The following is a 19,929-nucleotide window of genomic DNA, read 5'->3' as shown; positions in this document are numbered from 1 at the left end:
ATGTCGAATCAATTAAGACCTTTATTTCATGAACCAGAAACTGAAGACTATTTAAATGCTGCAAAAGAAGCGGCAAAAATGCTTAAAAATACTGCAATTGAAACACCGGAAGGTATGTACTGGGAAGAAGAACCATTTTCTCCGGCTGAACCTCATGAACACACATTTATGGGACAGTTTTCTTTATACAGCGGTTCACCGGTGTGATTTATTTTCTGACTCAGCTGGCACGAGCGGCTAATGATAACAGTTATTTAGACGATGCTGTTAAAGCTGGGAAGTATATTATCAGCAACTGGGACTGTGAAGTGAGAATGCAGCAGTACGGCGGTAATATCGAGCATTCAGAGTGGGGTGTGCTGAACGGTGTAACAGGGATTGCGTATGTATTTGGTGAGCTGGCAGAAGTTTCAGGGATGGCTGAATTTGATGAATTTGCAATTCAGCTGATTGAAGAAACGGCTGATGCGGCACGTCAGACAGATAAAGGAATTGTCTGGACAGGTGAACCTGCGATTTTCTTTGACTCCGGTATTATATTATTTTTAATTAAAGCAGCAGAAAAATATAAGAGAACAGACTGGCATGAACTTGCTTTAAAAGCAGGCGGGAAAATTCTGAATGAGGGACAGGAAAAAACGGTCAGATGACATGGCCGACAATCAGTCCGGCTTATTTCGGAATTCCTGAAGACAGTGTAATGCCGAACTATTTTTACGGTACAGCAGGCGTTGCATATGCGATGGCATCTTTATATGAAGAAAATAAAGATGAAAGATATCTTGCAGCAGCTGAAAAAGGTGTAAAATATATTCAAGCGATTGCGACTGTTGAAGGAGACAATATTTTATTTCCGCACAGCTTTCCCTATTTAAAAGATGTGCATTATCTTGGGCTGTGTCACGGTGCAGCAGGAACTATCCGCTTGTTATACAAACTGTATAAAGTGACTGGTGAAGCGGAATATAAAGAGTGGACAGAAAATATCGTCAATGGAATTTTAAATACAGGCGCACCGGAACTTCATTCAGACGGCTACTGGAACGTCGGATCACAGTGCTGCGGTTCTGCAGGTATGCAGCGTGTTTCTTGGTCTGTGGGCAGAGACCGGTGAAGATAAGTATTTAAATTATGCGAAACGCGTTGGCAAGCAGCTGCTGAGCGAAAGTGTCTATGAAGAAAATACTGGAGCATGCTGGTATCATGCGTTCGACAGAACGGATCCTGAACATGTGACTGCGAAAATCGGTTATCTTGACGGATCTTCAGGCATCGCAGCTGAGTTGGTTCAGCTTTACCAGGCGGTGACGAATGATTTCGATGTACTGAGACTGCCGGATGACCCGTATCCGAAAACAAAAACTCCCTCAGCAAAATAGCTGAAGGAGTTTTTAAATTGCTTAATTATTCATTTTTTAAATTAACAATCGTACGGCCTCTGACCTTGCCGTCGATTATATCATGAAGAACTTGCGGAAGCTCTTCGAGAGTGACTTCATTAACGACACCTTTGTCGAGAATTTCAGGTTTTAAATCCTTCGCCAGTCTATCCCAAACTTTTATACGCTGTTCCATGGGATAGAATACAAATCAACACCGAGCCAGTGAATACCGCGTCCGATAAACGGCAATACAGTCGTATGGACTTGAATACCTCCAACCAGTCCGAATGTAGCAAGTGCACCTTCGGGTTTAAGCGTTTTAATAATATACTCTGTCGTTTTCCCGCCGACTGGATCAATTGCCGCTTGATACTGAGGTTTATGAACGGGCTTTTTATCATCATTAACTACATCATCACGGTGAATGATTTTCTTCGCACCAAGTGATGTTAAATAATCTTCTTCATCCATGCTGCCTGTACTTGCAACGACGTCGTAACCTAAAGCAGCGAGCATGCTGATCGATAAACTCCCGGCACCGCCAGAAGCACCGGCAACGAGCACTTCACCGTTATCCGGTGTAACGCCTGCCCGTTCAAGTTTTGAAATAGAAATACCTGCAGTAAAACCGGCTGTCCCAAGTTCCATCGACTCTTTTAATGTCAGTCCGTCAGGTAACGGAACGACATATTCAGCAGGAATACGTGCGACTTCAGAAAAGCCGCCTGAAATACCTGTCCCAATTTTGTAACTCGTCGCGATGACTGAATCACCCTTTTTAAACTTGTCATCAGTGGATTCAATTACTACTCCAGCAAGATCAATCCCCGGAATAATAGGGAGGACTTCCGCAATCTGACCTTCCGCCGCAACCATACCATCTTTAAATTCACGCTGGAATAGTGAACGTCAATAAGCACGTCACCTTGGGATAAATCATCTACATTTAAATTTTTACTCTCATTTCCATGCCTTCGTCTGTCTTATCAGCACTAACTTTGAAAGAATTCATTGTGAGCCTCCTTAAAAGATACTTTAATTAACATTACCCTAAGTGTGATTGGTAAATCATATAATGAATTACTGTTATCCATGCTTCCGTTTAATCGTGTACCTCATCCAAGGCATTCAATATTTCTTTCTGCGCACGCCTGCGGTGGACTCCATTAATACCTTCGCTGCTTTCGCTCTTTTGCCTTCAGACAGGCAATAATCGCCTGATGTTCAATAATCGACATGTCAGGAGCAGGGCGATGGTTTATCGTGTATAATCTTGCTTTATACAATTTGTCGGAATAAATCCCAATAACTTTATTTAAACTGTCATTTGTCGAACATTCTATAATTACATTGTGAAATTCATCATCAAGTTTTGCCCACTCACTGAATTCTTATTTAAAGATTCCTGCTGTTCTCAACCAGTGTTTCTAATTTGCTGATTCTTCATTATTAATCTGTTTTGCTGCCAGCTCAATCGCCAGACCATCCAATGTTGCACTCAACTGATAGATATCACTTAAATCATTTTTTTCAATAGGTTCTACATAAAAACCACGTCGCGGAATCAATTGCAAAGCTTCATCATTTTCAAGACGGACCAGAGCTTCCCTGACTGGAGTCCGGCTCATATCGAGAATTTCTGCTACTTCTCTTTCCAATATTGTTCGTGGGAGGAAGATAAGATTACGAATGGCGTGCTTGATAATTACATAAGCACGCTGCGGTAAACGGGCTTCTTCCAGATTTTCCATGTCATTGACAAATGTCCGAAAGTTATTCAGTATCTCCTCGTTTGTTAATTTTTTAATGTGCTAGCGTCAATATTCATCATTCTGCAATCAGTCCTTAAACTAGGTTATGTTAATTATACATTAAGATAAGTCCAGTCTAAAACAGACTGGACTTATAAATTAAAATGCTGCTATTAAGCCTTTGAATACAATTGGAACATAGAAGTAAACAACAAGAACAGAGATGATTACTGATAGTAAATTAAGCCAGATACGGTGAGCGCCATACTGCTCATTTTTACATAGCCTGTACCAAAGACAATTGCATTTGGTGGTGCAGCAACAGGGAACATATAAGCAAAGTAGCTCCCATATTTGCTGCAACCATTAAGATAATGGGATTCATCCCGAGTGTTGTCGCAACAACGGCGACAATCGGATACGCCATAGTAGCTGTTGCTGTATTAGATGTGAATTCGGTTAGAATTGTCATCATTGCGATTATTAATGCTATAGCAATAATTGTCGGCATATTTTCAAATGCACCCAGCAAACTTCCAATCCAAACATCAAGACCAGAAGTCATAATACCGGAAGCAAGTGCCAGCCCACCCCCAAAGAGCCATAAAATTCCCCATGGTAATTTAAGAGCTGTATTCCAATCCATAATTGTTCCGGTTTTATTTTTAGCTGGAATTAAGAACAGGACTACACCGCCAATTACAGCGATTAAAGCGTCATCAAGACCCGGGATAAAATCGTTCAGGAAGAAGCTACGTGTAACCCATGCCAGTGCAGTTAATGTAAATACTGCTGTAACTACTTTCTCTTCGTAACACATACCACCTAGTGCTTTCAAATCTTTTTTAATAATTTCACGACCGCCGGGAATACCTTTAAGTTTCATAGGAAATGCTAATTTTGTGAGATACAGCCAAAGCAGTGGAATTAGAATAAAACAAGCGGTAAGCCAAACAACAGCCAGTTAGCGAAACTGATTTCTAAATCATAAAGGCGTTTTAGTGTGCCGGCCAGTATAATATTGGCAGGTGCACCTATGAGTGAACCAAAGCCGCCAATCGTCGCTGAATAAGCAAGCCCCAGCATTAAAGCCGTACCAAATTTAAAGTTTCCGGGTGTTGTGTCAGGCGGGGCGTCAAGCGATGTATTTGTATTTAATTGATCAGCAAACTGTTTTGTTACTGCAATCGCAATTGGGGCCATCAGCATAGTAGTGGCTGTATTGGAAATCCACATTGAAATGAAAGCTGTGGCAATCATAAAGCCGAGTATAATTGTATTGGATTAGTCCCAACAAACGAAATAATAGATAATGCAACACGTTTGTGCAGATTCCATTTCTCCATGGAGAGGGCAATCATAAAACTTCCTGCAAACAAGAAAATAAGCGAATCTCCATATGATGCTGATACGTCACTTGTTTCCATCACCCCCGAGTGGAAACAGAATTAACGGCAGCAGAGATGTCACAGGAATAGGAATCGCCTCTGTGACCCACCAGACTGCTATCCATAAAATAGCCGCCAGCACTGTATTGGCTGCTTCAGGCATTTCAGCCGGTGTAGGAAGAATTTTCACTAGGATAAATAAAAACGGTCCAAGTAACAGTCCAATTTTTGAGGGAAAGTAAAAGTTGACGGTGGCCTATTATTTCCAGGTTCAGAAATCTTATTATATTCCTCGAATTGTTTCCCGTCTCCTAACTTGGATGGTTTAACCATACTGAAAGCAAAAGCAAATATATTACGTATCTGACGGTCCCATGCCCACATAAATTCCAAAAATTCTTAAGTAATATCATTAGTTCATCCCCTTATTTTGATACCGCTTACAAAAATGCTTAACACATATATTTATCTGAATAATCTTACATGGATAATACAATAATAAATACATTGTTGTCAATATTTATTAAAATAATAATTAATTAAATGAAAATTTGACATTAATGAATACATTATAATATTATTGTGATAATTCAAAAATTAATTAAAGGGGATTTAAAAATGACTAAAAAATTTAAAATTGCAGCAATTCCAGGTGACGGTGTCGGTAAAGAAGTGGTTGCAGAAGGAATAAGAGTTTTAGATTACATAGCCGAGTCTTCGAATGGTAAGTTTGAATTTGAGTACGAACATTTTCCATGGGGATGCGAGTTTATTTAGAACATGGGAAAATGATGGATGGAAGACGGTGTCGAGAGATGCGTGATTTCGATGCAATCTATTTCGGGGCAGTAGGTTTCCCAGGAGTACCCGACCATATCAGCTTATGGGGATTGCGTATCGCAATTTGCCAAGGTCTCGATCAATGGGCAAACATTAGACCAGTGGAATTCTTCCCAGGAGTTCCAAGAAGAATTACTCACCCTGATGCTGATAATCTAAATTGGATTTTGATTCGTGAAAAACTCAGAAGGAGAGTATTCAGGTGTTGGCGGACGTAACTTTGTAGGACGCGGACCGGGTAATGAAGTTGCTGTACAATCTTCGTTATTTACTGAAAAAGGATGCGAACGTATTATCAGGTATGCTTTCGATGTTGCACGGACTAGAAAGAGAAAAAAAGTTACGAGTGTAACTAAAAGTAATGCCCAACAGTACGGAATGGTTTTATGGGATGAAGTATTTGAACGTGTAAGTAAAGATTATCCAGATGTTGAGACAGACCAGTTCTTAGTCGATGCTATGGCTGCTCACTTCGTTCTGCACCCCGAAGATCTGGAAGTCGTTGTTGCATCAAATCTGTTTGCAGATATCTTATCTGATCTTGGGAGCGCATTATCAGGAAGTCTTGGTATAGCTTCAAGTGCGAACTTAAATCCGGAAAAACGTACACCAAGCATGTTTGAATCAGTTCATGGCTCTGCCCCTGATATTGCAGGACAGGGAATTGCTAACCCTGTTGGAACGATTGACAGTGCTTCGTTAATGCTTGAACACTTCGGGTTAACAGAAGAAGCAGAAGCGTTACATGAAGCAATTAAAGCGACTACTGGACAAGGTATTATGACTCGTGATATCGGAGGAACTCATGATACAGTTGAAGTAACAAATAAAATTATTGAAAATCTTAAAATTTAACAGCAATTACTGTTACAGCTGGGAGAGAACGAGATGAAAGTAATCACGGGTATGGATTCATTTAAGGGCAGTTTACCGTCTGTTGATGCAAATCTGGCAGTTGAGAATGGTATAAAACAAGTGTTTCCGGATGCTGTGGTAAAAGCATTTGCCATGGCTGACGGTGGTGAAGGCACGGCTGAAACGCTCGTTGAAGGTATGAACGGAAGTCTGGTTGAGATCGCTGTAACAGGTCCACTTGGTCCTCTGATTGATGCTTCTTACGGCTTAATTAAAGATGAAAATCTCGCAATTATAGAAGTCGCATCAGCATGCGGGTTAACATTGTTGTCTAAAGATCAGCTGAATCCGCTTATAACCACAACTTACGGTGTCGGTGAATTAATTAATCATGCTTTTAAGAATGGTGCGAGAAAATTCATCATCGGTCTAGGCGGGAGTTCAACGAATGACGGCGGTGTCGGTATGCTGCAGGCGATGGGCTACGAGTTTATGGATGTTGAAGGTAATGAGATTGCGTTTGGCGGCGGGTTTTTATCTTCTATAGATTCTATTAGAAAAACTGTTGAAAGTGAGAAGTTTAAAGACTGCGAATTCAGAGTAGCTTGTGATGTTTCCAATCTTTTATATGGTGCACAGGGAGCGTCTTATATATCGGACCGCAAAAAGGTGCAGACAGTGACATGCTGAAAGCCCTGGATGCCGGTTTGAAACACTACGCAGATTTCACATCTAAAGAAATGGGTATCGAGATTTCAAAATTGAAGGCGGCGGTGCTGCAGGCGGTTTAGGTGCGGCGTTCCATGGCTATTTAAACGGTCAGCTGGAAGCCGGTGTTGAGCTTATAATGGATGTTCTTGGTGTTGAATCAGAAATGGAAGACGGGGATTTGGTCATTACGGGTGAAGGCAGAATTGATGCACAGACATCGATGGGGAAAGTACCTGCAGGCATGGCGAATATGGCTGGAAAGTTTAACATTCCTGTTATTGCTGTCGGCGGGAGCCTGACTGAAGATGCTTACAATCTTAATCATCATGGAATAAATGCGGTATTTTCAATTCAGAATGAACCAGTGTCTGTTGAACAGGCGATGGAAAGTGAACGGACACAAAAGAATATTGAAAAAACTGTTGAACAGATAATGCGGGTGCTGAATATTAGTTCGTAATTTTAATGAAAACGGCCGGAGAATCCTAATGATGGATTTTCCGGCCGTTATTTAGTTAAAAAATGATGGGACTGGTATGAAAGGTTCTCATGTGTATCCACAACTCGTGGGATTGGTAAGAGATGTTTTCATGCGTATCCACAACTCGTGGGACTGGTATGAAATGCTTTCATGTGTATCCACAACTCGTGGGATTGGTAAGAGATGTTTTCATGCGTATCCACAACTCACGGGACTGGTATGAAAGACTTTCATGTGTATCCCAGCCCTATAGATTCAAATTATTCAGTTTCCTGTCCTTCATGGTAAATCTTTTCCAGAGCTTCCTGGAATAATTCAACGGGCTGTGCGCCTGAAATTGAATATTTATCGTTAACAAGGAAGAATGGTACTCCCTGGATACCAAGGTTTGATGCCTGTGAGATATCCACATTAAACATCCTGGTTGTACTGATCACTATTTGCGATTTCACGTACAGTGTCACCGTTTAAACCAATTGATTCTGACAGGCGTGCAAGCGTATCTTCATCGTTCAGCACTTCGCCGTTTGTGAAGTGTGCATCGTATAATGCTTTAAAGAATTCAGTGCCTTTACCTTGTTCTTTTGCATATTGGAATACGCGGTGAGCATCTAGTGTATTCGTTAATTTAGCAGTCTCATAATTAATTTCCACACCTGCCTGTTCAGCAGTTTCTGTTACTTGTCCAAACATGCCTTTAGCACGTTCTTCTGGAATACCTTTCATTTTAGCGAAAGTTTCCGCATACGTTTCACCTGGAGTATATTCAGCATCCGGCATCAGCTGGAAACTCTTGTACTCAATTTCAACTTCGTCTTTATGTTCGAATGTTTTAAGCGCGTTGTCTAAGTTTGCCTGTCCAATAAAGCAGAACGGACAGACGAAATCTGACCATATGTAATTTTCATTATTTTTATCCTCTTTCTCTTCGTGATTGGACCGCAAATACCGGTCTCGAAGTCACATACCATACCTGAAGTACCAAGATCTAAAGTTCAATCCCTTTAATTTCTTTCGGTTCTTCTTTTGAAGTGATATTTTCATTTTCTTTTACACTCACAATTAAAACTCCTTTCGTGTAAAGTAGAACTGTAACTGTCTATAATTTTAACAGGCAGGAAGGAATTGCACGATAAAACTGCTTGCTACTCGTGCACTGCTGCGATAACTTTATCAGGATTAAAACCTGAAATAATCTGGCCATTAATAATTGTCTGGGGCACTGTGAATTTTCTCGTGCTGCCGATTAGTTTAACGATGGAAATCGGATTAATGTCCACGTTAACCTCTTTATATGAAATATCCATAGAATCCAGCAGATCTTTTGCCATACCGCATACCGGACATGTTGCTGATGTAAAGATTTTTACCTGTTCACTCATAAAGTTTCCTCTTTCATTCCTATTAGTTACTTAATTTTAACAGGATAATTGTTCAATAACGAAAAAACTGCCTGCAGCTCAATGAGCTGCGGGCAGTTTAATATAATTTATCTTGCCCACACTCTGTGGGCTTTAACATCATTTAGGAAGCCATCGAAGTCCTGTTCGATATCAGTAACACCTGCGTCATCTTTAGTGAATGACAACGAGTCGAATATATTTACTGAGTCGGTGCCGAAACCAATTGCTTTTTTGTGCTTATAAGCAATTTCAAGGTTTTCAATTGCCGGTGCAGGGAGCGGTTGTTCTCCGCTGATTACAATTAGTGAGTCAAACAGCACGGCATGTACTGTATCGAATGTCGCATCTAATGTCATATCTCCGATATGATATATTTTATCCGAAATAAACATAGGCTGAAGCCCCTGTTTTTCAAGTTTCTCTTTCGTTTCTTTCAGAGTTTTCTCTGCAACATCAGGCATAATAATTACACCAACTGTACGTGTATTAAGTGAGAAGTTTGTATTCATCATACTTAAAGCAGGTGAACTTTTGTCGTAAGTTGATTCATTATTTTCAGCAGGTACCGGAGCACCAACCTGATCTGCAACGTATTCCGTTAAATCACGGTCGATATTGTTAAAGAGCTTCGTAAGGGCAAGTTCTCTGATTTCCATATCACATTTTCCAAGTTCAAAACTTACTGCATCGTATAAATGCTGTTTCTCATGTCTTGATAGTGAGTTTAAGAACATTTTTGCCTGGCTGAAGTGATCTTTAAAGCTGTCGCTTCTTGCCTGAACTTTACGTCCTTCCACTTTTTCCTGGTAATGTTCATAGCCGCCTTCTTCAGGACTTAAAGGTTCAGGCTGATTATTATTCATATGGTTAATATGATGTGCAGTCTGTCCTTTGTGAATCGACATCTGTCCATAGCCGTCACGCTGATTATTAGCAAATGGACACATCGGACGGTTAATCGGCAACTGGTGGAAGTTTGGTCCGCCAAGGCGAATTAACTGGGTGTCTGTGTACGAGAATAGACGTCCCTGCAAGAGCGGGTCATTTGAAAAATCAATGCCGGGTACAACGCTGCCCGGGTGAAATGCAACCTGCTCAGTTTCTGCAAAGTAGTTGTCCACGTTCTGGTTCAGCGACATCTTGCCGACGATTTGTACGGGCACATCTTCTTCCGGCCATAATTTAGTCGGATCCAGAATATCAAAGTCCATTTTGAATTCATCTTCTTCATCGATGATCTGCAAGCCGAGCTCAAATTCTGCAGGAATTCCTTTTTCAATATTCTCCCATAAAGTCTGACGGTTGAAATCAATGTTTTTACCATTAATCATCTGAGCTTCATCCCATAACACTGAATGCATGCCGTCTTTTGGTTTCCAGTGGAATTTAACAAAGTGGCTTTTACCTTCAGCATTAACGAGTCTGAATGTATGCACACCGAAACCTTCCATCATGCTGAGGCTCTTAGGAATCGCACGGTCACTCATCAGCCACATTGCCATATGCGCACTTTCTGTATTCATCGAGACATAATCCCAGAAAGTATTATGTGCAGAAGCAGCCTGAGGCATTTCATTATGCGGTTCTGGTTTAACTGCGTGGACAAAGTCCGGGAATTTAATTGCATCCTGCATAAAGAAGACCGGCATGTTATTACCTACCAAGTCAAAGTTCCCTTCATCTGTATAAAATTTAGTCGCAAAACCGCGTACATCACGCGGAATATCCATTGAACCGCGGCTTCCGGCAACTGTAGAAAATCTTGTAAAAACAGGAGTTTTCTTACCGGGTTCTGTTAGGAATTTAGCTTTTGTATATTTTTCTAATGATTCGTAAACTTCGAATTCACCATGAACACCAAAACCGCGGGCGTGAACAACACGTTCCGGAATTCTTTCATGGTCAAAATGGGTCATTTTTTCGCGGAAATGGAAGTCTTCCATTAAAGTTGGACCGCGTTCACCAGCTTTTAATGAAAATTCGTCTTCACTGACAGGCAGTCCCTGATTCGTCGTAAGCGGTGCATTTTTCGTGTTATCGATCGTATCACGCTGATTCAGCTCGTCTTTCTTTCTAGACATTAAAGATCCACTCCTAAAATACATATTATAAATACCCTTCTACAATTCGGTTAATCAAATTTTAAATAATTTTAATCATTTATATATGATAGTATAGTAATATCTTTTTCTAATTTTAGAATATTCGGATAAAATAAGGGGGCGTAGATTTATGAATAAAGATTTAAAAAAGAAAAAGTGGGAATTCCCGGATACTTATGTCATCGTTTTTGCGGTGCTTCTGCTGGCAGTAGCAGCAACATACATAGTGCCTGCCGGAACTTTTGACAGAATCGAAAACGATGGAATTACAACTATCGTTTCAGGTACATATGAAAATGTGGAATCTGCACCAGCTGGTTTTATGGATATATTTATGTCAGTTCAAACGGGAATGGTTGAAAGTGCGGGATTAATCTTCTTAGTATTATTTGCCGGCGGGATGTTTGAGATTATTAATAAATCAGGTGCGATACATACAGGGATTTATTCGGCAATTGATAGAATGAGAGGGAAAGAATTCCTGCTGATTGCAACAATAATTATACTGTTTGCTCTCGGCGGAGCTGTCGGTGCACTTGCGAACTCAGTAATTCCGTTCGTCGCAATAGGGGTACTCCTTGTAAAAGCTTTAAAACTCGATGCGATTGTCGCAGTGGCAATTACGTTCAATGCAGCATTTATCGGTTTTTCTGCAGGGTTTCTTAATCCATACACAGTAGGAGTTGCACATAACATCTCAGAACTTCCGTTATTTTCCGGTATGACGTTCAGACTGATTGCATTCGTTCTGCTTGTCGGAGTGACGATTTGGTATACATGGCGCTACTGCAGAAAAATATTAAATGACCCTTCAAGAAGCCTGATTGGTATCGAAGCAGGTGGTGAAGACAAACTGAATTTTGATGAGACATTTACAAGTCGTCATAAAATTATTTTACTGTGGACGGCAGCGGCATTAATATTCTTCGTTTTTGCAGTAGTTAAATTTCAATGGACCACAGATCATATGGCAGCATTTTTTGTTATTATTGGTTTAGTTGCGGGATTAATAGCAGGAATGAACTACAATACAATCGCAATTACATTCTTGGAAGGGTGTAAGAATCTCGTATACGGTGCATTAATTATCGGACTTGCGAGAGCGGTGCTTGTGATTATGGAAAACGGTCAGATTCTGGATACACTTGTTAATGCGCTGTCACAGCCATTATCTGCTTTACCGCCTGTGGCAACAGCAATCGGTATGTTTGTAATGAACTCTGTATTTAATTTCTTTGTACCTTCAGGGAGCGGGCAGGCAGCAATTATGATGCCGATACAGACACCGCTTGCGGATATGATTGGTATTACGAGACAGGTCAGCGTACTGGCATTTCAGTTCGGTGACGGTTTTTCTAACGTACTGTTTCCAACTTCGGGTCCGTTGATGGCAAGTCTTGCGGTCGCAGGTGTGTCATGGATTAAATGGGCTAAGTGGTTTTTCCCGCTGTTTTTAATATGGACAGGCATAGCGTTTGTTCTTTTAACAGTCGCAGTGCTCATTAATCTTGGGCCATTTTAGGAGAGAAATTACCTCCATCAAACTAGTTATAATGTAGTATAAACACAAAGGGGAGTTATTACATATGGAAATATACAACTATCATAACGACAAACTGGCAGCATCACCTAGAGAGATTTTTTCGGTGATAAATGATGATGAACAATTAAAAAAGATCTTTAGTATTCTGAAAGATATAGAATATAATACAAAAGGCAAACGTTCAAAAGGGACGAAATTCAGAATAACGCTGGGCGTTAGAAATAAAACATACCGTTTCAGAAATGAAATCACTGAATACGTTGAAAACAACAGAATTGTTATGAAAACTAAGCTTAAACAGGGCGTTATAACAACGTTATTTAATGTTGAACCGGCTGGTGATTACTCAGAACTAACTGTGAAGTCTACGATAGAAAGCAGCATGGGCGTCAGGGTGTTTGCAATGACAGCAAAACCTGTCGTTAAATCAGTGATGAACAAAGAAATGAAGAAACTGGAAGAAGCAGTAACCAGAGAAAATTAATCTTATGTATTTCTAAAAAGTACAAGCTGCCTGTCGAATTTCGACAGGCAGCTTTTTATATGAATATTTTACTGTAATTAAGGAATATACAAAGTACAATAGAGTAATCGCTTAGTATCGTGAAAAGCTTAGAAATAAGAAAGAGTAGAGGGATTTCAGAATGAAAAAGAGACCAAAAGCTAGACCAAATGCCAAAGCAAAAGCAAAACCAAAAGCTAACCAAAATGCACCGCGTCACGAAGAGTGGACAGTAAAAGAACATACAGAGGTACTTGAATTTTTATTCAAAGTAATGCCGTCAAAAAGCCGTAATGCTGTTAAAGGTATTTTGAAACGCGGGCAGATCGTAGTCAATGACAAACCGACAACGCAGTTCGACCAAGTATTAAAACCGAGGGATCATGTTCAAATACGCGCACGTGTGGCTTCAACAAGTGCGAAATTAAAAGGTGTGAGTATACTCCACGAAGATGATGATTTGATTGTCATTGATAAGGAAAGCGGCATTTTATCTATGGGCTCAAAGCAGGAGCGTCAAATGACTGCTTACAAACAGCTGATGGAATATGTACAGAGCATTCACGCGAATAACCGGGTATTTATCGTGCATCGTCTGGACCGTGACACTTCCGGTGTAATGATATTTGCGCGCAGTAAAATGGTTCAGCAGCGCCTGCAAAAGGCATGGACTGAAACTGTGCAGGAACGTTCATATGTAGCACTTGTAGAAGGTATCGTAAAAAAAGATGGAACAATTACATCATGGCTTACAGAGGACAAGACATTTATGATGCACTCAAGTCCGAAACCAAATCATGGTCAAAAAGCGATTACACATTATAAAGTGCTGAAAACGAATCGCAGATTCTCATTATTGAAAGTGAACTTGGAAACAGGGCGTAAAAATCAGATTCGTGTACACATGCAGGAGCTCGGACATCCAATTGTCGGCGATAAAAAATACGGTTCTGAGATTAATGCGATTAACAGACTTGGGCTTCATGCGAATGTAATTAAATTTACTCATCCGACTAGTGGTAAAGTCATGCGCTTTGAATCTGAAACACCAGCATCATTTACTAGAGGATTTTAAGTAGAAAACGGGGTGGAGTATGCAAATCTTCAGAGTGCACGAAAATCATAAGATAAGTGCGCAATTTTTAGATAATCGACGGCTGTCTAAACAGGTGCTGGAAATGTATCAAATTATCCGGGTCTGTCTTGGAGAAATGAAAATTATTGAAACGAATACCCGTTATCTTACTCATCCGATTGTGAAGTCTATTTATAATGAAGGATACCCTTATATACTTGATGCACATGCTTTGCTTAGAGAGCTGGATGAGGAGCATCAACGGCGTGGAGGGAAGCGCTCAATTGAATTCAGGAAGGATTTGTCTGCACTCAGTGAGATTGTTGAGGCGCACAAGTCTAAGTTTAATCCTGAGCAAATTCCGCCTTTCTTCGTTTACGGTGATGAAAAGTTATACGGTGAAGCAGTTTACGGACGTTATGAACAATTATTATTTGATAAATGGCGGCTGGATAAAATATCACCGCGCTGCAATATAAAATGAAATCAGGCTCAGACTTTTTAAAAAAGTCTGAGCCTGATTATTTTTATCTGAAATATTTTTTATCAGCGCGGGATTTGAATGCTGTATTTCAGTCATGTTGGCAATATAAGTTTATAGTAGACAAAAACAGGGAATTATTTATGTAAAAATACACTAACGAAGGAGTTAAAACGCATTCATGTCCTGGAGATGTTTAATTTTACCATTATCCATGTTATCATTATTAGTTGTTTAGAGCATATTTAACTATGCATCCCTTTGTCGTGCGATTCTATTCGCAATGCATTATTGTCTTGAAGTATTACTCAGACATTATTTAACGTCACCGCTTTTATTTCATTTTTTCTGGAGTGCACATGCATTTTCCATCTTTTTTCTCAAAAAAAGTAAAGTGATACAGAATCACTGATTATCTTATATAGAGACCTCTCTTTTTTAGTATGTCTTTATATGAGACATCATAATTTAATAAGGAGGATATTTCATGAGAAACAGAAAATCAACAGTAACCCCTGTATTCTATATTTCACTTGCTGTCGCATTTGTATTTATTTTATGGGGCGCGTTTTTCCCGGCGAATCTGGAAACTATTTTAGGTTATATTAACAATTTTATTTCTAATGAACTCGGCTGGGTATATATGCTCGCAATGACGGGCTTTGTAATTTTTGCACTTTATCTTGTTATCAGTCCTTACGGTAAGATTCGTTTAGGTAAACAGGATGAAAAACCTCAGTACAGCTATTTCACATGGTTCTCGTTCCTGTTCACAGCAGGTATGGGTGTCGGACTTGTATTTTACGGTGTAAATGAACCGCTGACACATTTCCACAACCCGCCGATTACAGAAGGCGGCACGGCACTTGCTCAGCAGGAAGCACTACAATATACATTATTTCACTGGGGACTTCACCCATGGGCAGTATATGCAGTAGTTGGACTGGCACTGGCATATTTCAACTTCAGACACAACGCACCGCTGCTAATGAGTTCAGCACTGTCACCTTTAATTGGTGAAAGATCAAAAGGCTGGATGGGTACAACAGTTGACGTTATAGCAGTATTCGGTACAATTTTCGGTATTGCAACGTCGCTTGGTCTCGGGGCAACTCAGATTACAGCAGGCTTAAGCTACAGCTTTGATGCGATAGAAAATAATCTGCTGACACAGATGATAGTAGTTATTATTATTACAATTGCCTTTATCGCATCAGCAGTGACAGGGCTTAACAAAGGTATTCGTTATTTAAGTATGGGTAACGTTGTTATTGCAATTGCATTAATGATTTTCGTATTTGTATTTGGCTCCTCAGTATTAATGATTGAATCATTTATGACGAATACCGGAAACTATCTGCAGAACTTAGTGAGTATGACATTTAACATGAACTCATTTGTTGGTGACAGAGGGTTCCTCGACAGCTGGACATTATTCTACTGGGCTTGGTGGATTGGCTGGGCTGCATTCGTCGGAAGCTTTATCGCACGTGTTTCACGAGGCAGAACAATCCGTGAATTCATCATTGGTGTAATGGGTGTTCCGGTACTCTTCAGTGCACTATGGTTCGCAATTTTCGGTGTTGCAGGTATTGAAACAGATAACATTCTTGGCGGCGGACTTTACAGTCTGATAGAGACGCAGGGTAACGAAGTAGCACTATTCGCATTCCTTGAAAACTATCCGGCGGCACCGCTCATTATGGGTATTGCGATATTGCTGATTGCGTCATTCTTCGTCACTTCAGCAGACAGCGGTACGTTCGTTCTCAGTATGCTGACAACTGGCGGTTCATTGAACCCGCCGCTTAAAGTTAAATTAATCTGGGGCGGTATCTTAGCTGCTACAGCAATGGTACTACTTGCTTCCGGTGGTTTGAATGCTCTCCAGATGGCGATGTTAATTGCGGCATTCCCATTCACGTTTATCGTGATTATGCTGGCAATATCACTATACAAAGCATTGCGCAGTGAGCATGGCATTATCCAGCTGGAGAAACAGCAGCTGATTTTTGAATCAAGTTACAGAGAAGATACACAAAAAGAACTGGAAGAAAAACGCGAGGCGTTTGAAGAAACACTTCCGGATGAACAGCCGCCTGAAGTTGAAGCGGAAACGAAAGAAGATAAATAGAATAACTTCAAAAAGGATGCCGGACTCACCGGCATCCTTTTTTTAATGATTACAATTCGATGAAAACGGGCAAATATATGTATATGAAATTTTAGGAGGACGTAGTTTTGAGAAAAGCAGCAGAAATTGAAATCACACCTCTGAAGCATCCTGATGACGGGATGATACCGAATCATCCATTTTATCCCTTGCTGCATTATAAAAACGTTATAGAAGAAAACGATGATACAGAAAAAATATTAAGTGATAACAATTGGCGCGGTATATGGAAAGGCGGCGTAGCGCCTTATCATCACTACCACAGCATAACGCATGAGGTGATTGTTGTAGACAGCGGTACAGCAAGGCTGCATCTCGGCGGTGAAGAGGGTACAAAAGTTAAAGTCGAAGCAGGAGATGTTGCGGTTATCCCGGCAGGATTCGGTCATAAGAATATTGACAGCAGTCCGGACTTTGCAGTGTACGGCGCATATCCTGACGGCAAAGAATATGACTTCTGCTATGGTAAAAAAGAAGAACGCGAAGAAAAACTTAAAAATATAAGAAATGTGCCTATACCTGATAATGATCCGGTATTTGGTGCGGATGGTCCTTTATTTAAATATTGGAAAGACGAATAGATTGTCTTAAATATAAAGAGGAGTGTAATAATATGGGGATATTTGATTTTCTAAAACAAGACGATGATAAAGATGACAGAGAATACAAATCAGAGGAACCTTATTCGGAGCTGTCAACCGGTCTGGATGACTACCAAAATCCAACATGGCCACAAGTTGAAAGTGCGCTAAAAGATATCATTGAGGAAGAAGACAGCTTTGCGACGCTGTCGTTCCAAAACTGGAGATTGGAAGTTGACACGCTGCAGTGTATTAAAGGTGAAGAAGGCTATACTATCGAAGCGCTGCCGGCAAAGGAATCAGAAAACTTCGGCAAGATTTACCACCTCGACGGATTGAGTTATGAAGAGACTGTAAAACGTTTTGAAGAATTTTACGAAACACAGAAAGTTACAGGATATAAGGAATTCAAAAAAGACAGCTTTGAATAGAAAAGACGGAAGCAGCAATCTGCCTCCGTCTGAATTTATGCTTATAAAATTTTAGTATTTGTAAGATTGTCCGCCGTCAACGTTAATTACTGCACCGTTGATGAATCCTGCTTCTGATCACAGGAATGCAACAAGACCCGATACTTCTTCAGGTTTACCGAAACGTTTCAACGGGTTAACTGAAACGAATTGTTTACCCGCTTCTTCCCAGTTGTCCGGATCCATTTGTTTCAACGAACCTTCAACCATTGCCGTCATAATCGCACCAGGTGCAATTGCGTTAATCGTTACACCGAACTGACCGTATTCAACAGCAGAGTTGCGTGTCAGACCAACTACACCGTGTTTTGTTGCCGAGTAACCGGACTGGTTGCCAACACTGCGGATGCCGCCGACTGATGTTGTGTTAACGATTGAACCGCAGCCTTGTTCTTTCATCACTTTAAGCACGTGTTTCATACCGAAGAACACACCGTTCAGGTTAATGTTCACAGCTTTTTGGAACTCATCTGAACCGTAATCTTCTGTCAGATTCTATTTGCCTTCGATACCTGCTTTAATCGACAGAACTTCAGCATTGCTGTTTTCTTTTTTAATTAACTCTGCTGTTTCTTTCAGAGCCTCTTCATTTAAATCTGCAAGCACTAATTTAGCACCTTCAGAGGCGACTTTTACTGCTGCATCTTACCCGAGGCCGGAAGCGGCACCTGTCATAAGGATTACTTTGTCTTTAAAACGTTTTGCCATAAATAAAACACTCCTTAAATTGTTTTCTCTTCTATTTAAAAAACATATAACGCACATGTTAAGACAGTAAAAAGGTTCCAATTTTAACTAACCGTCATTCAGAGCCTTTACCAATTTTACTGAAGAATGTTCGCTGCCGATAATATACCGGATGATGAATTGTGCTGCCAGAGTAATATGTTCCTCACTGTAAGGCAGATCTTTTGAATGTTCGAGCAGCTGATCATACAGCTCATTAATCGTGAATTGTTTCATGAGTAACAAATTGCGGTATTTCTCGACAGTGTAGTTATCGATATTAAAGAACAAATCATATTGCACAGCTGCTTCTTCCTGTATATATCTGCGGATAGACTGCAGAATAATCAGCATGGTGAATTGATTTAGGTGGTACAGGCTTTTATGGATATCATTTAATTCATTATTGTAGTAATCCGACAGCAGATGATGACATTTCACTGCCTCGTATTTATTTGGTTTGTTAATGCTATCAGTAATTTTACGTTCATGCAGTGCAATAATAATTTCAGACACATTCAGGTCAGGGTGATCAGTGTAGTAAGAATACGCTTCGTGAATACTGATTGGCCCATGCAGACTAATATAATTGATAAAAACAGTGTCGTGCAAAAACGTGGAAAGTGAATCATCGACGACGTATACGCCGTTGATATCGAGCGCTGTTACATCGATAAATTCCCGATGCTCTTTTACACGAGCGATTAAATCTTTTTTGGTCCCCGAGACTTTAATGCCTGAGTTTTTAAGCAAGTCCTTTATAATAGGAACTGTAAACTTAGTCAGTGTGACGGATAAATCGTATGATTGATAAACAGCGCCTGTATTAATCAGCTGATTTAAAAGGTGCTGTGGCTCGCGGTTGTATTCATTTAGCCAGAATTCATACTGGAGAGCTTCCTCTTCAGTTTTACCATTCACATAATGTAAAAAAAGCACTTCAACAGCATCTAATTTCATATATATCACACCCTGTACAAACGTATGTTCGTATATTATTATAAATGAATCAATGAACTATGTCAGTTAATTACTATTTTAAAGAGGTGGAGAACTATGGCAGAACATAAAATTTATAAAATGAGCTTCAGCAGTGTGTATCCTCACTATATTACCAAGGCAGAACGTAAAGAGAGAACGAAAGAAGAAGTTGATGAAATTATTCTTTGGCTGACTGGTTATTCTGAGGAAGAGCTAAAAAAACAAATTAACAAAGAAGTAAACTTTGAAGAATTCTTTGAGCAGGCACCGGCAATGAATCCGGCGAGAAAAGAAGTTAAAGGTGTGATTTGCGGGGTCAGAGTGGAAGAGATAGAAGAACCGCTGATGCAGGAAATCCGTTACATGGATAAAATGATTGATGAGCTGGCAAAGGGCAAGAAGATGGAGAAAATATTACGCTAGAACGATTTTATTGAGGCTTTGGGAGGCATATGTTATATTGTAAAGCGTAATAATTTCGATT

Annotated in this window: 26 protein-coding genes and 2 pseudogenes; 14 read left to right on the top strand and 14 right to left on the bottom strand. The window is 40.1% G+C overall.

Annotated elements, in window-relative coordinates:
- Genes G4D76_RS07765 through G4D76_RS07750 form a run of 4 tightly spaced genes read left to right on the top strand, consistent with a single transcriptional unit; the run spans position 1 to position 1,379 of the window.
- The gene (locus G4D76_RS07765; protein WP_213809584.1) at positions 1–207 is read left to right on the top strand and encodes a hypothetical protein; all 207 of its coding nucleotides are present in this window, start codon (positions 1–3) and stop codon (positions 205–207) included.
- The gene (locus tag G4D76_RS07760; RefSeq protein ID WP_213809583.1) at positions 204–650 is read left to right on the top strand and encodes a glycoside hydrolase family protein; all 447 of its coding nucleotides are present in this window, start codon (positions 204–206) and stop codon (positions 648–650) included. Before G4D76_RS07765 ends, G4D76_RS07760 begins: the two co-directional genes overlap by 4 nt.
- Positions 647–1,114 carry a lanthionine synthetase LanC family protein gene (locus tag G4D76_RS07755; RefSeq protein ID WP_213809582.1) on the top strand — a complete coding sequence of 156 codons (468 nt, stop codon included), beginning with the start codon at positions 647–649 and terminating at the stop codon, positions 1,112–1,114. Before G4D76_RS07760 ends, G4D76_RS07755 begins: the two co-directional genes overlap by 4 nt.
- Positions 1,083–1,379, top strand: coding sequence for a glycoside hydrolase family protein (locus G4D76_RS07750; RefSeq protein WP_213809581.1), 297 nt, complete (start codon positions 1,083–1,085; stop codon positions 1,377–1,379). The genes G4D76_RS07755 and G4D76_RS07750 overlap by 32 nt, the downstream gene beginning before the upstream one ends.
- 25 nt (positions 1,380–1,404) lie before the next feature.
- On the opposite strand, the gene G4D76_RS14915 is transcribed toward G4D76_RS07750, so the two are convergent.
- The 8 genes from G4D76_RS14915 to G4D76_RS15935 all read right to left on the bottom strand — a co-directional run bounded on the left by G4D76_RS14915 (position 1,405) and on the right by G4D76_RS15935 (position 4,711).
- Positions 1,405–1,575, bottom strand: a complete 171-nt coding sequence (locus G4D76_RS14915) for a hypothetical protein (protein WP_250129838.1) — start codon at positions 1,573–1,575, stop codon at positions 1,405–1,407.
- The gene (locus G4D76_RS07745) at positions 1,560–2,258 is read right to left on the bottom strand and encodes an acrylyl-CoA reductase family protein (RefSeq protein ID WP_250129837.1); all 699 of its coding nucleotides are present in this window, start codon (positions 2,256–2,258) and stop codon (positions 1,560–1,562) included. The genes G4D76_RS14915 and G4D76_RS07745 overlap by 16 nt, the downstream gene beginning before the upstream one ends.
- Positions 2,259–2,548: 290 nt before the next feature.
- Positions 2,549–2,725, bottom strand: a complete 177-nt coding sequence (locus G4D76_RS16835; RefSeq protein WP_371814669.1) for a hypothetical protein — start codon at positions 2,723–2,725, stop codon at positions 2,549–2,551.
- Between the two features lie 84 nt (positions 2,726–2,809).
- Positions 2,810–3,133 (bottom strand): GntR family transcriptional regulator, encoded by a 324-nt coding sequence (locus tag G4D76_RS07735; RefSeq protein ID WP_213809580.1) that lies wholly within the window; start codon positions 3,131–3,133, stop codon positions 2,810–2,812.
- Positions 3,134–3,410: 277 nt separating this feature from the next.
- Positions 3,411–4,046 (bottom strand): SLC13 family permease, encoded by a 636-nt coding sequence (locus G4D76_RS15950; RefSeq protein WP_371814668.1) that lies wholly within the window; start codon positions 4,044–4,046, stop codon positions 3,411–3,413.
- A gap of 14 nt (positions 4,047–4,060) precedes the next feature.
- Positions 4,061–4,369 (bottom strand): SLC13 family permease, encoded by a 309-nt coding sequence (locus G4D76_RS15945; RefSeq protein ID WP_256440439.1) that lies wholly within the window; start codon positions 4,367–4,369, stop codon positions 4,061–4,063.
- A gap of 20 nt (positions 4,370–4,389) precedes the next feature.
- On the bottom strand, positions 4,390–4,560 hold the full coding sequence (locus tag G4D76_RS15940; RefSeq protein WP_256440438.1) for an anion permease: 171 nt from the start codon (positions 4,558–4,560) through the stop codon (positions 4,390–4,392).
- Positions 4,547–4,711, bottom strand: a complete 165-nt coding sequence (locus G4D76_RS15935) for an anion permease (RefSeq protein ID WP_256440437.1) — start codon at positions 4,709–4,711, stop codon at positions 4,547–4,549. Before G4D76_RS15935 ends, G4D76_RS15940 begins: the two co-directional genes overlap by 14 nt.
- Positions 4,712–5,139: 428 nt before the next feature.
- Here G4D76_RS15935 and G4D76_RS07725 point away from each other — a divergent pair.
- Both G4D76_RS07725 and G4D76_RS16830 read left to right on the top strand, forming a co-directional pair.
- A pseudogene (locus G4D76_RS07725) lies at positions 5,140–6,216 on the top strand (tartrate dehydrogenase).
- 33 nt (positions 6,217–6,249) lie between these two features.
- Positions 6,250–7,387 (top strand): annotated as a pseudogene (locus tag G4D76_RS16830) (glycerate kinase).
- A 281-nt stretch (positions 7,388–7,668) separates the two neighbouring features.
- Here the strand turns inward: G4D76_RS16830 and G4D76_RS15915 are convergent.
- The 4 genes from G4D76_RS15915 to G4D76_RS07705 form a co-directional block, all read right to left on the bottom strand.
- On the bottom strand, positions 7,669–7,818 hold the full coding sequence (locus tag G4D76_RS15915; protein ID WP_256440434.1) for a DsbA family oxidoreductase: 150 nt from the start codon (positions 7,816–7,818) through the stop codon (positions 7,669–7,671).
- Position 7,819: 1 nt separating this feature from the next.
- Entirely contained in the window at positions 7,820–8,353 is a 534-nt protein-coding gene (locus G4D76_RS07715; protein ID WP_256440433.1) for a DsbA family oxidoreductase, read from the bottom strand.
- Positions 8,354–8,553: 200 nt separating this feature from the next.
- A complete protein-coding gene (locus G4D76_RS07710) occupies positions 8,554–8,790 on the bottom strand; it encodes a glutaredoxin family protein (protein WP_213809579.1) in 237 nt (78 codons plus the stop codon).
- A 107-nt stretch (positions 8,791–8,897) separates the two neighbouring features.
- Positions 8,898–10,892, bottom strand: a complete 1,995-nt coding sequence (locus G4D76_RS07705; protein WP_213809578.1) for a catalase — start codon at positions 10,890–10,892, stop codon at positions 8,898–8,900.
- Positions 10,893–11,043: 151 nt separating this feature from the next.
- Between G4D76_RS07705 and G4D76_RS07700 the strand changes: the two genes are divergently transcribed.
- The 7 genes from G4D76_RS07700 to G4D76_RS07670 all read left to right on the top strand — a co-directional run bounded on the left by G4D76_RS07700 (position 11,044) and on the right by G4D76_RS07670 (position 17,699).
- On the top strand, positions 11,044–12,435 hold the full coding sequence (locus G4D76_RS07700; RefSeq protein ID WP_026858983.1) for a YfcC family protein: 1,392 nt from the start codon (positions 11,044–11,046) through the stop codon (positions 12,433–12,435).
- 64 nt (positions 12,436–12,499) lie between these two features.
- The gene (locus tag G4D76_RS07695; RefSeq protein WP_026858984.1) at positions 12,500–12,940 is read left to right on the top strand and encodes an SRPBCC family protein; all 441 of its coding nucleotides are present in this window, start codon (positions 12,500–12,502) and stop codon (positions 12,938–12,940) included.
- Positions 12,941–13,100: 160 nt separating this feature from the next.
- Positions 13,101–14,033, top strand: coding sequence for an RluA family pseudouridine synthase (locus tag G4D76_RS07690; RefSeq protein WP_026858985.1), 933 nt, complete (start codon positions 13,101–13,103; stop codon positions 14,031–14,033).
- A gap of 19 nt (positions 14,034–14,052) precedes the next feature.
- Positions 14,053–14,517 (top strand): pyrimidine dimer DNA glycosylase/endonuclease V, encoded by a 465-nt coding sequence (locus tag G4D76_RS07685; RefSeq protein ID WP_026858986.1) that lies wholly within the window; start codon positions 14,053–14,055, stop codon positions 14,515–14,517.
- 484 nt (positions 14,518–15,001) lie between these two features.
- Positions 15,002–16,648 (top strand): BCCT family transporter, encoded by a 1,647-nt coding sequence (locus tag G4D76_RS07680; RefSeq protein WP_026858987.1) that lies wholly within the window; start codon positions 15,002–15,004, stop codon positions 16,646–16,648.
- Between the two features lie 107 nt (positions 16,649–16,755).
- Positions 16,756–17,268, top strand: coding sequence for a cupin domain-containing protein (locus tag G4D76_RS07675; protein ID WP_084135755.1), 513 nt, complete (start codon positions 16,756–16,758; stop codon positions 17,266–17,268).
- Between the two features lie 32 nt (positions 17,269–17,300).
- Positions 17,301–17,699 carry a hypothetical protein gene (locus G4D76_RS07670; protein ID WP_213809577.1) on the top strand — a complete coding sequence of 133 codons (399 nt, stop codon included), beginning with the start codon at positions 17,301–17,303 and terminating at the stop codon, positions 17,697–17,699.
- A 117-nt stretch (positions 17,700–17,816) separates the two neighbouring features.
- Here the strand turns inward: G4D76_RS07670 and G4D76_RS16825 are convergent, their stop codons facing one another.
- Positions 17,817–18,230, bottom strand: coding sequence for an SDR family oxidoreductase (locus tag G4D76_RS16825; protein ID WP_342664939.1), 414 nt, complete (start codon positions 18,228–18,230; stop codon positions 17,817–17,819).
- A gap of 303 nt (positions 18,231–18,533) precedes the next feature.
- Positions 18,534–19,424, bottom strand: coding sequence for an SAP domain-containing protein (locus G4D76_RS07660; protein ID WP_213809576.1), 891 nt, complete (start codon positions 19,422–19,424; stop codon positions 18,534–18,536).
- Between the two features lie 96 nt (positions 19,425–19,520).
- On the opposite strand from G4D76_RS07660, the gene G4D76_RS07655 reads away from it, so the two are divergent.
- Positions 19,521–19,868, top strand: coding sequence for a DUF2200 domain-containing protein (locus G4D76_RS07655; protein WP_026858994.1), 348 nt, complete (start codon positions 19,521–19,523; stop codon positions 19,866–19,868).
- The last annotated feature ends 61 nt before the right edge of the window (positions 19,869–19,929 follow it).

Origin of the sequence: Jeotgalicoccus sp. WY2, from assembly GCF_018437745.1 — a bacterium.
GTDB classification, from domain to species: Bacteria; Bacillota; Bacilli; order Staphylococcales; family Salinicoccaceae; genus Jeotgalicoccus; species Jeotgalicoccus psychrophilus.
The sequence above is the reverse complement of the archived record's forward strand: the minus strand, read 5'-3'. Positions and strand labels throughout refer to the sequence as shown.

What these genes read in the sequence shown, in the direction of transcription:
- G4D76_RS07710 (WP_213809579.1), bottom strand. Translation starts at nt 8,790, where the DNA reads ATGAGTGAACAGGTAAAAATCTTTACATCAGCAACATGTCCGGTATGC.
- G4D76_RS07690 (WP_026858985.1), top strand. Translation starts at nt 13,101, where the DNA reads ATGAAAAAGAGACCAAAAGCTAGACCAAATGCCAAAGCAAAAGCAAAA.
- G4D76_RS15940 (WP_256440438.1), bottom strand. Translation starts at nt 4,560, where the DNA reads ATGGAAACAAGTGACGTATCAGCATCATATGGAGATTCGCTTATTTTC.
- G4D76_RS07670 (WP_213809577.1), top strand. Translation starts at nt 17,301, where the DNA reads ATGGGGATATTTGATTTTCTAAAACAAGACGATGATAAAGATGACAGA.
- G4D76_RS07735 (WP_213809580.1), bottom strand. Translation starts at nt 3,133, where the DNA reads ATGGAAAATCTGGAAGAAGCCCGTTTACCGCAGCGTGCTTATGTAATT.
- G4D76_RS07685 (WP_026858986.1), top strand. Translation starts at nt 14,053, where the DNA reads ATGCAAATCTTCAGAGTGCACGAAAATCATAAGATAAGTGCGCAATTT.
- G4D76_RS07765 (WP_213809584.1), top strand. Translation starts at nt 1, where the DNA reads ATGTCGAATCAATTAAGACCTTTATTTCATGAACCAGAAACTGAAGAC.
- G4D76_RS14915 (WP_250129838.1), bottom strand. Translation starts at nt 1,575, where the DNA reads ATGGAACAGCGTATAAAAGTTTGGGATAGACTGGCGAAGGATTTAAAA.
- G4D76_RS07705 (WP_213809578.1), bottom strand. Translation starts at nt 10,892, where the DNA reads ATGTCTAGAAAGAAAGACGAGCTGAATCAGCGTGATACGATCGATAAC.
- G4D76_RS07745 (WP_250129837.1), bottom strand. Translation starts at nt 2,258, where the DNA reads ATGGTTGCGGCGGAAGGTCAGATTGCGGAAGTCCTCCCTATTATTCCG.
- G4D76_RS07755 (WP_213809582.1), top strand. Translation starts at nt 647, where the DNA reads ATGACATGGCCGACAATCAGTCCGGCTTATTTCGGAATTCCTGAAGAC.
- G4D76_RS07700 (WP_026858983.1), top strand. Translation starts at nt 11,044, where the DNA reads ATGAATAAAGATTTAAAAAAGAAAAAGTGGGAATTCCCGGATACTTAT.
- G4D76_RS07660 (WP_213809576.1), bottom strand. Translation starts at nt 19,424, where the DNA reads ATGAAATTAGATGCTGTTGAAGTGCTTTTTTTACATTATGTGAATGGT.
- G4D76_RS07680 (WP_026858987.1), top strand. Translation starts at nt 15,002, where the DNA reads ATGAGAAACAGAAAATCAACAGTAACCCCTGTATTCTATATTTCACTT.
- G4D76_RS07655 (WP_026858994.1), top strand. Translation starts at nt 19,521, where the DNA reads ATGGCAGAACATAAAATTTATAAAATGAGCTTCAGCAGTGTGTATCCT.
- G4D76_RS15945 (WP_256440439.1), bottom strand. Translation starts at nt 4,369, where the DNA reads ATGTGGATTTCCAATACAGCCACTACTATGCTGATGGCCCCAATTGCG.
- G4D76_RS07695 (WP_026858984.1), top strand. Translation starts at nt 12,500, where the DNA reads ATGGAAATATACAACTATCATAACGACAAACTGGCAGCATCACCTAGA.